General features: G+C 42.7%; 9 protein-coding genes. All 9 read left to right on the forward strand.

From position 1 onward, the window contains the following. The first annotated feature begins 160 nt into the window (after positions 1-160). The 9 genes from ACSC9N_RS01525 (at position 161) to gltB (ending at position 12,676) form a co-directional block, all read left to right on the forward strand. On the forward strand, positions 161-1,219 hold the full coding sequence (locus ACSC9N_RS01525) for a pilus assembly protein PilM (RefSeq protein ID WP_004978085.1): 1,059 nt from the start codon (positions 161-163) through the stop codon (positions 1,217-1,219). Continuing rightward, positions 1,219-1,875, forward strand: coding sequence for a PilN domain-containing protein (locus ACSC9N_RS01530; protein WP_395475020.1), 657 nt, complete (start codon positions 1,219-1,221; stop codon positions 1,873-1,875). Before ACSC9N_RS01525 ends, ACSC9N_RS01530 begins: the two co-directional genes overlap by 1 nt. Then, on the forward strand, positions 1,872-2,594 hold the full coding sequence (locus tag ACSC9N_RS01535; RefSeq protein ID WP_004691497.1) for a type 4a pilus biogenesis protein PilO: 723 nt from the start codon (positions 1,872-1,874) through the stop codon (positions 2,592-2,594). The genes ACSC9N_RS01530 and ACSC9N_RS01535 overlap by 4 nt, the downstream gene beginning before the upstream one ends. After that, entirely contained in the window at positions 2,594-3,121 is a 528-nt protein-coding gene (locus ACSC9N_RS01540; protein ID WP_004691496.1) for a pilus assembly protein PilP, read from the forward strand. The genes ACSC9N_RS01535 and ACSC9N_RS01540 overlap by 1 nt, the downstream gene beginning before the upstream one ends. Before the next feature lie 19 nt (positions 3,122-3,140). After that, positions 3,141-5,219: a type IV pilus secretin PilQ gene (gene pilQ, locus ACSC9N_RS01545; protein WP_439036104.1), complete on the forward strand. Its 2,079-nt coding sequence runs from the start codon at positions 3,141-3,143 to the stop codon at positions 5,217-5,219. Positions 5,220-5,256: 37 nt separating this feature from the next. Then, on the forward strand, positions 5,257-5,790 hold the full coding sequence (gene aroK / locus ACSC9N_RS01550) for a shikimate kinase AroK (RefSeq protein WP_004978075.1): 534 nt from the start codon (positions 5,257-5,259) through the stop codon (positions 5,788-5,790). A gap of 30 nt (positions 5,791-5,820) precedes the next feature. Then, positions 5,821-6,906, forward strand: coding sequence for a 3-dehydroquinate synthase (aroB, locus tag ACSC9N_RS01555; protein ID WP_395475022.1), 1,086 nt, complete (start codon positions 5,821-5,823; stop codon positions 6,904-6,906). Positions 6,907-6,913: 7 nt separating this feature from the next. Continuing rightward, entirely contained in the window at positions 6,914-7,753 is an 840-nt protein-coding gene (locus ACSC9N_RS01560; protein WP_395475023.1) for a hypothetical protein, read from the forward strand. 447 nt (positions 7,754-8,200) lie between these two features. Next, positions 8,201-12,676, forward strand: a complete 4,476-nt coding sequence (gene gltB, locus ACSC9N_RS01565) for a glutamate synthase large subunit (protein WP_395475024.1) — start codon at positions 8,201-8,203, stop codon at positions 12,674-12,676. The last annotated feature ends 10 nt before the right edge of the window (positions 12,677-12,686 follow it).

The following is a 12,686-nucleotide window of genomic DNA, read 5'->3' on the forward strand; positions in this document are numbered from 1 at the left end:
GTAAGTTTTAATAAGAGCTAATGGCAAACTAATTAGCGGTCAGTATATCCTGTACACATACGGAATGTTAGATGAGTTATTGTATCCGTATAAAATTATAGACGCAGACTAATTAGTGGGTTACTTTTTTTGGGGATAAAAAAATAATAGGAATGATACTGTGCTCAGGTTATATCGTAAGCCAAGTAAGGGGTTAATAGGAGTAGATATTAGTTCGACTTCTGTTAAGGTATTGGAACTTTCTGTTAAAAACAATCGGTATTGGGTGGAGAGCTATGCACTTGTCCCTTTACCAGAAGGAAGTGTGGTCGAAAAAAATATATTGAATCCAGAAGCAGTTGGTGATGCCCTTGAGCGTGCGGTAAATTTGGCCAATGTTCAATCGACAGACGTAGCACTGGCAGTTCCGACTTCCATGGTGATTACTAAAATCATTGAAATGGATGCCGATATGAACGATGACGAACGTGAAATTCAGATTCGTGATGATGCTGAGCAATATATTCCATTCCCATTAGATGAAGCGAGTTTAGACTTTGAAGTCCTTCCAGACCGTTTAGCCAATCCTAATCGTGTCAATGTACTCCTCGTTGCAACCCGCATTGAAAATGTAGAGGCACGCGCCGAAGCATTGGAGTTGGGCGGTTTAACGCCTAAGATTGCCGATGTTGAAAGTTTCGCCATTGAAAATGCATTCAAAGTTTTTTCAGATACGCTTCCAATGGGCGTAAATACTGTTGGGATTCTGGACATCGGTCACACCATGACCACCTTGTCCGTCATGCAAAATAATAAAGTCATTTATACCCGTGAACAGGTGTTCGGGGGTAAACAACTGACGCAAGAAATTCAAAATCGTTATGGTTTGTCTTTTGAAGAAGCTGGACGTGCCAAAAAAAGCCGTACCTTGCCTGATGACTATGATATTGAAGTCCTTGAGCCTTTTCTTGAAGCTGTGGTGCAACAAGCAGCACGCTCTTTGCAGTTCTTCTTTTCGTCCTCTCAATTTAATGAGATCGACCATATTTTATTGGCAGGGGGGAATGCCAATATTCCAGGACTGGCGAAGTTATTACAACAAAAATTAGGTTATCGGGTCACCATTGCCAACCCATTTTTACAGATGGGCTTTTCTCCACAAATCGACATTAAAAAAATTGAAAATGATGCTTCATCACTCATGGTGGCATGTGGATTGGCATTGAGGAGTTTTGATTAATGGCAAAAATTAACCTACTCCCTTGGCGTGATGCGTTAAGAGAGAAACGAAAAAAAGAATTTATTGCCTATTGTGTTGGGGCTGCATTAGTTGGGGTTTTAGCTGTTGCTTTGGCTTGGTTCTTTTACAGTCAAAAACTGGAAGATCAAGAACAGGCCAATCAGTTGGTGGTGAGTACCAATCAAAACTTAGATGTTCAATTAAAGTCATTGGAAGGTCTGCAAGAGCAGCGCAATGCGATTGTTCAACGGATGAAGTTGATCCAAGGCTTGCAAGGTCAACGTCCTGTGGCTGTGCGTTTGGTTGATGAAATGGTGCGTGTTACACCAAGTAATATGTATATTACTAAGTTTGTGCGTACAGGTGATAAATTTACCATTGAAGGGAAAGCGGAAAGCCCGAATACAGTTGCGGAGTTCTTACGTAACCTAGAAGCATCGGCGTGGTATCGCAATGCCTTTATGAATTCATTCTTGGTTGCTGAAGAGAAAAAAGATAAAGCACCAAGTTCCATCGTGCCACGTGTTGAAGAAACCTATGGCACCTTTGTGGTCACGGCAGATTTAGATGAGATTGCTCAGCCAGTAACGCCTGATGCGACCACACCTGAAGCCGCAAGCACAGTTAATAATTCAACAGCGGGGGCAGCACAATGAGTCGCGATGAATTTGAAGAATTAACGTCAGAAAACCATGCTGTAACCAAGAAAAAAATGACGGTTGATAAATTTTTTCAACAGTTTAATACCCTAGATCCAAACAATTACGGTAGTTGGCCGTTTTCAGTCAAATTGACTTGTTGGATCTTTATCATTTTAGTGATTGGAGCTTTGGGTTATTTTGTCGTGATTAAGCCGAAACTTGATGCGATTTCAAATGCACATGCACAAGAACAAAATTTACTGAATGAGTTTCGTGAAAAAGATTCAAAATTACGTAACTTGCAGCAATATCAAGCGCAATTGCAAGAAATGGAAGCTAATTTCAATCAGCAGTTAGAACAGTTGCCGAAAGAAACTGAAATTCCGGGTTTGGTTGAAGATATCAACGTGAGCGGCGTAAATTCTGGATTAAAGTTTAAAAATATTCGTTTAGAGCCAGAAATTCGCCAAGAGTTCTTTATCGAACAGCCGATTTCTATTGAAGCGACGGGTGATTATCATTCTTTTGGTTCATTTGTCAGTGGAATTGCAGCTTTGCCGCGTATTGTGACCTTGCATGACTTCGATATCTCAGCATCAAGTAATAATGAGAAAAAGACGGATATTCCGCAAATTTCATACAGTGTAAAGGCTAAAACTTACCGCTATGTCGGGGCGACAGCTGCTGCAAGTGTGGAAAATACAGCTAAAGCAGATGCAGGAGGTGCTCAGTAATGAAATATCAAAATCTCATGCTTAGTCTCTGCGTTGGACTATTCCTTATCGGTTGTGATTCACGTATTGATGCGGTCAATATGCAAATGGCTGAAATTCGTAATCAGCCACCATTGCCGATTGAACCTGCGCCAGATTTCCCACCTGTACCGACTTTTAATTATGCCGCGCATCAATTAAAAAGTCCGTTTATGCCAAGCTCATTAGCGGCTGAACTGAAAATTATGGCTGGAAAGCGTGTTTATCCAAACTTATCTCGCCAATTACAACCCTTGGAAAGTTATGCGATTGAATCGCTTAACATGAAAGGCAGCATGCGTGGACAAAATGGACAAATTTTGGCGTTGATTCAAACCCCTGATGGTGAAATTGAACGCGTGCAGCGTGGTAGTTATTTGGGGATGAATCATGGTCGTGTGATTAATATCACCGCTACACAAATTGATTTGATTGAAATTATTCCGGATGGGCGTGAGGGCTATGTCGAGCGCCCGAGAAGCCTAGTATTAATTGGGCCGGCGCCTTAAAAAAGGAAAAGGAATAAAAATGAAAAATAGTGCTAAAGATTTTATATTTGGGGATGGCAATACGATGAACCATATGTTCCGTCAGTTTTCAATGGGTGCAATTGCAATGGCGGTGATGCAGGCTGCAAGTGCGCAAGTCAGTATTACGAATATTGTGCCGATGCAAATTCCGGGACAGGGAACAGAAATTCGTGTCATGTTCAACGGTTTGCCACCACAGCCGCAAGCCTATCAGTTGGAACAGCCATCACGTTTGGTTTTGGATTTTGATAAAGCACAGCAGAGCTTAAAACAAGGCAGCATTGTGGTGGCAACGGCTGAAGCAAGTACAGTAGATGTAACTTCAGATGCGCAGCGTTCACGTTTAACTGTAAATTTGGCTGATGCCGGTGCATTTACTACACGTGTTGAAGGTAATACCTTTATTCTGAAAATTAACTCAGTGAACCCAGCGCTAGCAACACCTGTTGCTGCAGCGCGTTCAGAGCAAGGTATTTCAAATATTGGATTCCAACGTGGTTCAGACGGTGAAGGCCAAGTTGTCATTGATTTAAAAGGTAGCAATACCCCTGTCGATGTGAAACAACAAGGCAGTAAAATTGTGGTGCGCGTTTTGGGGAATAAAATTCCTGCCCACTTATCGCGCCGTCTCAATGTGAATGATTTCGCAACGCCTGTATCGACCATCGATGCACAAAACGATGGCAGTAACGGCCTGATCACGATCCAATCGAATGGCAGTTTTGAATATATGGCTTATCAGGCTGAAGATAAGCTCACCATTAGTTTAAAGCGTCCTGAAGATAAAAATCCAATGAAGCCTAAAGCACCAAGTGCTTATACAGGCAAAAAGATTTCTTTAGATTTTCAAGATATTGAAGTGCGACGTGTATTACAGCTCTTGGCTGATTTTACAGGCATTAACATGGTGGCTTCTGACACTGTACAAGGTAATATTACCTTGCGCCTGAAGGATGTTCCGTGGGATCAGGCGCTTGATATCATTATGAAAACCAAGAACTTGGATAAACGACGTAATGGTAATGTAATTTGGATTGCTCCTGTAGCTGAACTGATCAAATCTGAGGATGATGAAGCTAAAGCCATTGCACAAAGTATTAAACTTGCACCGATTCAAACCGATTATATTCAGTTGAGCTATGCGAAAGCTGCTGATATTTTAAAATTGCTAGAAGATTCTCGAAATAGCAAAGGGGCGGCATCCAACGGTACGGCTGGCACAGATTCACTAGCTTTAGAAAGCTTATTGAGTTCACGCGGTAGTGTGGTTGCCGATTTACGAACCAATACTTTAATCGTAAACGACACATCGCAGAACATTGATAAGATCCGCCGGATGATTGACTTACTTGATGTTGCAGTGAAACAGGTGATGGTTGAAGCCCGTATTGTAACTGCACAAACAGATTTCTCTCGCGAATTGGGAATTCGTTGGAGTGCGCAAAAACTCAATAACAATCCTGTGTGGGGTGGGGATTTCCAACCGAGTTTTGATTTAGGAGTAGATTTGGCAACGGGTACGGCGGGAACGTTTAACTTTGGTTTGTTAAAAATCTCAGACTATATGTTGAATCTTGAGTTAACTGCGCTACAAGCAGATGGTCATGGTGAAGTTTTGTCGGCGCCTAAAGTACTTACTGGTGATAAACAGAAAGCCTATATTCTACGTGGAGATCAAATTCCTTATCAAACGTGGAGTGCGGATACAGGAACAACAACTAGTTTTGTTGATGCGAATTTGAAGTTGGAAGTCACGCCAAGTATTACACCTGATGGTCGCGTACAAATGTCGCTAAAAATTGAAAAAGATACAGTTGGTACACTAACATCAGCAGGGTATTTAATTAATACAAATGAACTTGAAACTAATGTTTTGGTTGATGATGGTGAAACAGTCGTACTTGGCGGTATTTTTGATGACATTAAGCAAAATCAATATGAGAAAGTTCCATTTTTTGGGGATTTACCTGTAGTGGGTGCTTTATTTAAAAATAACACCAAATCTAGTGCGCAAACTGAGTTATTGATTTTTGTGACACCACGAATTGTTAATGACAGTGTTTCAAGAAATCATTAATATATTTTCAATTTGAACAAATCTAAAAGGTGACTCCTTGCCAAGCAAAGAGTTTGAAACCCTACCAAATATTTATTTGGTAGGGCCTATGGGGGCTGGAAAAACAACGGTAGGACGACATTTAGCTGAACTGTTAGGACGTGAATTTCTTGATAGCGATCATGAAATTGAGCGTAAAACAGGGGCAACGATTCCATGGATCTTTGAAAAAGAGGGAGAGCTTGGGTTTCGTAGTCGTGAAACGGTTGTGATTGATGAGTTAACCTCTCGACCCAACTTGGTTTTGGCCACAGGTGGTGGGGCGGTGACTCAGGCTCCAAATCGCGCATTTCTCAAACAACGGGGTATCGTTGTTTATCTTTATACTCCTGTCGAAATTCAGCTACAGCGAACCTATCGTGATAAAAATCGCCCACTGCTTCAAGTGGAGAATCCTGAACAAAAGTTAAGTGACTTACTCAGCGTTCGAGATCCTTTATATCGTGAAGTTGCCCATTATATTATCGAGACCAATCAAGGGGCTGCACGAGATCTGGCGCAGCGTATCTTAAATTTGATTCTTGTAAAGTAGTTTTGATTCAGTTTTGAAGTGATTTGAACCATGCAAACCTTATATGTTGAACTTGGCGAACGCCGTTACCCGATCTTTATTGGTAGTGATTTAGATCCGAACGCTTTACTTGAGCCATATATTCATGGGCGTCAAGTGATGATTGTGAGTAATGAAACGGTCGCGCCTTTGTATTTAGGTCGTTATGTCGCAGCAATTGAAGCTTTGGGTAAATCGGTTGCAACCTGTATTTTGCCCGATGGTGAAAAATATAAGAATATTGAGCACCTCAACCTGATTTTTGATGCATTGTTAGCGTCAGGCTTCAACCGTGATTGTACAGTTTTAGCTTTAGGTGGTGGTGTGATTGGTGATATGGCGGGCTTTGCTTCGGCATGTTTCCAGCGTGGAGTCTATTTTATTCAGGTGCCAACAACACTTCTTTCACAGGTTGATTCGAGTGTCGGGGGTAAAACAGGGATTAACCATCCGCTGGGTAAAAATATGATCGGGGCATTTCAGCAACCGCAAGTGGTCTTGGCGGATATGTCTCAACTTAAAACGCTGCCAGCACGTGAGTTATCAGCAGGTTTGGCAGAAGTGATTAAGTACGCACTCTTGGGAGATGCTGACTTTCTCACTTGGTTGGAACAATATATAGATGATTTGGTCCAGGGTGATGAAGCTGCACTGGCTGAAGCTGTGTATCGTTCTTGTGCCCATAAAGCGCGTATTGTTGCCAATGATGAAAAAGAACAAGGCGAGCGTGCCCTATTGAATCTTGGGCATACTTTTGGACATGCGATTGAATCTTATTTAGGCTATGGTGAATGGCTCCATGGTGAAGCTGTGGCAACAGGTATGGTGATGGCAGCAGATCTATCGCAGCGTATGGGATGGATTAGTGCAGAAGATTTGGTACGTACAAAAAATATCATTCAACGCGCGAATTTACCGATAGTATGTCCGCAGATTCCTCTCGATGACTTTTTGGCATATATGGCTCATGATAAAAAAGTCTTGAACGGGCAATTGCGTTTGGTTTTGATGCAAGCGGTAGGGCAGGCCATCATTACCAAAACATTTGATGTAGAATTGATGAAACAGGCGATTTTAGCCAACCAAGAGCAGGCATAACTTTATTATGGCAACAACCCTTCGAACCCAGTGGCAGACAAAGCAAAATTATATTTGGCTTGCATTCGGAGGGGTATGCTTGTTTGGCGCCATAGTCTTTTGGGCCATTACAGATCAAGAGACTGTGGTTGAAGTTGAAAAAAAAGCTGAATCTGAAGTTGAGTTGCAAATTCAGCCAGAAAAAGTCGCAACCACCGCCCATTTAGGCTCATTCATTGATGAAGTAAAACCTTTGGATATGACGACACGTGTTGTCGCCATTGCACAGCATGAAGCTGAATTCCGCGGTACCAAATTTATTCAGGAAAATAAAAAGAATAGTGCAATTGAACTGTTTAGAGTCTCAGAAGAAGCGATTATTAAACGTTTTTTGCAAAGGCAATCTGATCGTCAAGCTTTTAGTTACTTAAGACTGACAGGTGAAAACCAAATTGAGCAATATGTGCTGATCTATGGTGTATATAAAAATGCTAATGAGGCGCAAAAGGCATTGGCTGATTTAAAATTGACATTGCCGAAGTCAGTGCAACCCAAAGTTGAAAAAATTGAAAGTTATGCTGAATATGTCAATGATCTCGGTTCTGATGAACTTGGACTTAGCAATAAGCTCTATGCTGTGCAGTTGAAACCAGTAGCTGTACCTGTGATTGATGAAGCTACACTAGCTGCGCGTCAGCAAGCGGCACGTGCAGCAGCCGTACAAAATAAACAATCGACAACATCGACGACGGTTACTCGTCGTGATGCGGATGGAAAAGTGGTTGATGTGCAAAAGTCACAAACGACCGTAGAGAATGCGCCACAAAATAAAACAAATGAACCTGAAGTGACCGACCCATTTAATTAAAATTGGTTCATTATGGCGCATCAAAAAATGTAAATTCCATATACGCACAAATATAGTGCAATAAATTGATTGTCTTCGAACTAATTTTTTACGTAAAAAACACAAACCTAATAAAACTAAAGCGCTTAACACACAAAATAAATAATTGGCATAAAACTTGCTTTAATGGTGCATGAATTGAGTTGATGTCACTGTTTTGGCGCAAAAAAGATTCGATTTATGAGCGAAATAGTAGCGGCCAAGTGCCTTAAAAAAGTGCGTGACTGCTGCATACATTTTTTCAATTAAGACATGCATAAAGACGAAAATCAGTCTATCTTGGGTGTGAAGAAAAAATGCTGTACTTCAATCAGAATCTGAATATGAGTCAATTGAACGAATCGGCAAGAAGTAATTAGATTGTTAGACGCCCGACAGGGCCTGTAGAAAGAAGGGTACGCTATGCACATGCCATCGCCTAATACTGTAGCTCCCGCTCAAGGTTTATACCAACCGGATGAGTTTAAAGATAACTGTGGTTTTGGTTTAATCGCCCATATGCAGGGTGATGCAAGCCATGATCTTGTCAAGACTGCTATGCACAGTCTGAGCTGTATGACCCACCGCGGTGGTATTGCTGCAGATGGTAAGACAGGGGATGGTTGCGGTTTACTCTTAGCAATGCCAAAACAGTTTTTCCGCGAAGAAGCGAAAAAACTCAGTGATATTACACTCAGTGAAGTTTTTGCTGTCGGTACGGTGTTTTTAAGCCTCGATCCAGCAATTGCTGCACATGCAAAACAAATTTTAGCCAAAGAAATTGAAGCTGAGGGTTGTCGTGTATTGGCTTGGCGTGTAATCCCAACCAATAACGATGCTTTGGGCCCAATTGCAATGCAGTCATTGCCTGTATTTGAACAAATCATTGTGAACTGCCCAATGGGTGTGTCTGAGGTTGAATTTAACCGTAAACTCTTCTTGGCACGTCGTCGTGCAGAACAGCAGCTCAGCAATGATTCTTCATTTTATGTAACCACATTATGTTCAACAGTGATTAGCTATAAAGGCTTGATGATGCCTGAAGCGATTGCTGATTTTTACACAGACTTGGCTGATCCACGTCTTGAGTCACATATTGTGGTGTTCCACCAACGTTTCTCGACCAATACTTTGCCGCGTTGGCCTTTGGCTCAGCCATTCCGTTATCTTGCACACAATGGTGAAATTAATACCATTACTGCGAACCGTAACTGGGCGATGGCGCGTACGCCAAAGTTTGAAAACCCATTATTGCCTGGTTTAACTGAGCTCAACCCAATCGTGAACCGTACTGGCTCGGATTCTTCAAGCTTAGATAACATGCTTGAAATTCTTGTGGGCGGCGGTATGGACTTGTTCCGTGCATTGCGTATGTTGGTTCCGCCAGCATGGCAGAACGTGGAGACTTTAGATGCCGATTTGCGCGCATTCTATGAGTTTAACTCGAAGCATATGGAAGCGTGGGATGGTCCTGCTGGTCTAGTGATTCAAGATGGTCGTCATGCAATTTGTATGTTGGACCGTAATGGTTTACGTCCAGCACGTTGGGTGATTACCAAAAATGGTTACATCACACTGGCATCTGAAATTGGTGTATGGGGCTACGAGCCTGAAGATGTGATCTCTAAAGGTCGTGTCGGTCCAGGTCAAATTTTAGTGATTGATACCTTCACAGGTAAAATGCTCGACACTAAAGATGTCAGCACGCATTTGAAAAAAATGCGTCCTTACCGTGAATGGTTACGTGAAAACTCGGTTCGTGTACAAGGTAGTCCAGAGCTTGAAGAATATTTATGTGATCAAGGCTTAAAAGGCGACGACCTTAAAGCATCACAAAAAATGTTTATGGTGACCTTTGAAGAGCGTGACCAATTGCTTCGTCCAATCGCTGAAAGCGGTCAGGAAGCAGTGGGTTCAATGGGTGATGATACGCCAATGGCGGTTTTGTCTCGCCACGTACGTCATGTATCGGATTACTTCCGTCAACAGTTTGCTCAGGTCACTAACCCACCAATCGACCCATTACGTGAATCGATTGTGATGTCATTGGAAACGTGTTTAGGCCGTGAGCAAAACGTTTTTGAACAAAGCCCTGAGCATGCGGATCGTTTGATCATTTCAAGCCCAGTGTTGTCAAATTCGAAAATGCATCAAATCCGTACGTTGGGTCGTAAGGGTTATGAAATTGCAGATATCGATTTAAATTATGCGGAAGATGAAGGTCTAGAAGCTGCAATTGCGCGTATCTGTGAAGAAGCAGCACAAGCCATTCGTGACGGCAAAACCTTATTGGTGTTGTCTGACAAGAAAATCCGCCAAGGTTTCTTACCTGCCAATGCATTGATGGCAACTGGTGCAGTGCATCACTACCTGATTAATGTCGGTTTACGTACGGATGCCAATATTATTGTTGAAACGGCGCTGGCACGTGATCCGCACCAATTTGCGGTTATTCTAGGTTTTGGTGCAACTGCGATTTATCCTTACCTTGCTTATGATGTGATCAATGACTTGGTTGCAAAAGGTGAGCTATTGGGTGACCCAATCCAAGCGCAAGTGAATTTCCGTAAAGGCATTGAAAAAGGCTTGTTAAAAGTCCTTTCAAAAATGGGTATTTCTACGGTGGCCTCTTACCGTGGTGGTCAGTTGTTTGAAGCGGTGGGTCTGTCTGAAGAAGTGGTTTCAAAATGCTTCACGGGTGTACCGAGCCGTATCAAAGGTGCAACCTTTGTTGACCTTGAAAATGACCAAAAGAAATTGGCTGATACCGCATGGAAAACACGTAAACCAATCGATCAAGGTGGTTTGCTGAAATTTGTCTTCGACAAGGAATACCATGCATTCAACCCAGATGTGATCAATGCTTTGCATAAATCAGTGCGTTCTGGTCAATATGCAGACTTTAAAGAATATGCTGAGCTGGTGAATAACCGTCCAGTGGCAACAATTCGCGACCTATTAAAGTTAAAAACAGATAACTCGATTGCTTTAGATCAAGTGGAGTCTGTAGAAGCGATTTTACCGCGCTTCGACTCTGCAGGCATGTCCTTGGGTGCATTGTCTCCTGAAGCGCATGAGGCGATTGCGATTGCGATGAATACCATTGGTGGCCGTTCAAACTCTGGTGAGGGCGGTGAAGATCCAGCGCGTTATGGCACGATTCGTAACTCGAAAATCAAACAGATTGCATCAGGTCGTTTTGGTGTAACACCTGCGTATTTAACCTCTGCTGAAGTCTTGCAGATTAAAGTAGCGCAAGGGGCTAAACCGGGTGAAGGTGGTCAATTACCAGGGGGTAAAGTGAATGGCTTAATTGCACGTTTACGTTATTCAGTACCGGGTGTGACCTTAATTTCTCCTCCACCGCACCATGATATTTATTCAATTGAAGATTTATCACAATTGATCTTTGACTTAAAACAAGTCAACCCTCAAGCGATGGTTTCAGTGAAACTGGTGTCTGAACCGGGTGTTGGCACCATTGCCGCAGGTGTGGCAAAAGCCTATGCTGACTTCATTACCATTTCAGGTTATGACGGTGGTACAGCAGCATCGCCATTGTCTTCAATTCACCATGCAGGTTCACCTTGGGAGTTAGGTCTTTCTGAAGCGCATCAAGCACTTCGTGTCAATGACTTACGTGGTAAAGTCCGTGTTCAAACCGATGGTGGCTTGAAAACAGGTCTAGACGTGGTAAAAGCTGCGATTTTAGGTGCAGAAAGCTTTGGCTTTGGTTCTACACCAATGATTGCTTTAGGTTGTAAATACCTGCGTATTTGTCACCTGAATAACTGTGCAACGGGTGTTGCAACTCAACAAGATCATTTACGTCAAGAACATTATATTGGTGAGCCACAAATGCTCATTAACTTCTTCACATTTATTGCTGAAGAAACACGTGAGTGGTTGGCAGCGTTGGGTGTTTCAAGCCTCAAAGACTTGATTGGTCGTACAGACTTGCTTGAAATGCTTCCAGGTGAAACGGAGAAACATGCGCACCTTGATTTGAGTGCATTACTGGAGTCACATCCTTCTGCGCAAGGTAAGGCGCAGTACTGCGAAGTTGAAGGTAACGCACCGTTTGATAAAGGCTTGCTTGCTGAGAAAATGGTGGCAGAAATGTTGCCAGCAATTGAAGCTGGGACCACTGGTGAATATCACTTCACCATTGGTAACTGTGACCGTTCAATTGGTGCTCGTATTTCTGGTGAGATTGCGCGTCGTTATGGCAACCTCAGCATGGAAGCACACCCAGTGAAGATGAACTTGGTGGGTACTGCGGGTCAATCCCTCGGTGTTTGGAACGCAGGTGGTTTGCACATTCGATTAGAAGGCGATGCGAACGACTACGTGGGTAAAGGCATGGCAGGTGGTCGTGTGTCAATCTTCCCGCCAAAAGGTTCGCCTTTCCAAACCCAAGAAACGGCAATCATTGGTAACACCTGTTTATACGGTGCAACAGGCGGTAAATTGTTTGCGGCAGGTACAGCTGGTGAGCGCTTTGCAGTACGTAACTCGGGTGCTTTCGCTGTAATTGAAGGTGCGGGCGATCACTGCTGTGAATATATGACAGGTGGTATCGTGACCGTCCTTGGTAAAGTGGGTCATAATTTCGGTGCAGGTATGACAGGCGGTTTTGCTTACGTTCTTGACCTTGATAATGACTTCGTTGATCATTACAACCACGAGCTGATTGAGCTGAATCGTATTTCGACTGAGTCGATGGAAGAACATAAAGAGTTCTTAAGCCGTATTTTAGATGAACACATTGCTGAGACTGGTAGTGCTTGGGCGTACAAGATCCGTAACGAGTTTGATTTCTACAGTCGTAAATTCTGGTTGGTGAAACCGAAAGCTGCCAACTTACAGACTTTGTTGAAAACCACTCAAGCTGATCCACAATAATTCCACTACT

The organism is Acinetobacter sp. PC34 (assembly GCF_051789135.1).
Taxonomy (GTDB): Bacteria; Pseudomonadota; Gammaproteobacteria; order Pseudomonadales; family Moraxellaceae; genus Acinetobacter; species Acinetobacter johnsonii.

What these genes read in the sequence shown, in the direction of transcription:
- ACSC9N_RS01530 (WP_395475020.1), top strand. Translation starts at nt 1,219, where the DNA reads ATGGCAAAAATTAACCTACTCCCTTGGCGTGATGCGTTAAGAGAGAAA.
- ACSC9N_RS01535 (WP_004691497.1), top strand. Translation starts at nt 1,872, where the DNA reads ATGAGTCGCGATGAATTTGAAGAATTAACGTCAGAAAACCATGCTGTA.
- ACSC9N_RS01540 (WP_004691496.1), top strand. Translation starts at nt 2,594, where the DNA reads ATGAAATATCAAAATCTCATGCTTAGTCTCTGCGTTGGACTATTCCTT.
- pilQ (WP_439036104.1), top strand. Translation starts at nt 3,141, where the DNA reads ATGAAAAATAGTGCTAAAGATTTTATATTTGGGGATGGCAATACGATG.
- aroB (WP_395475022.1), top strand. Translation starts at nt 5,821, where the DNA reads ATGCAAACCTTATATGTTGAACTTGGCGAACGCCGTTACCCGATCTTT.
- ACSC9N_RS01560 (WP_395475023.1), top strand. Translation starts at nt 6,914, where the DNA reads ATGGCAACAACCCTTCGAACCCAGTGGCAGACAAAGCAAAATTATATT.
- gltB (WP_395475024.1), top strand. Translation starts at nt 8,201, where the DNA reads ATGCCATCGCCTAATACTGTAGCTCCCGCTCAAGGTTTATACCAACCG.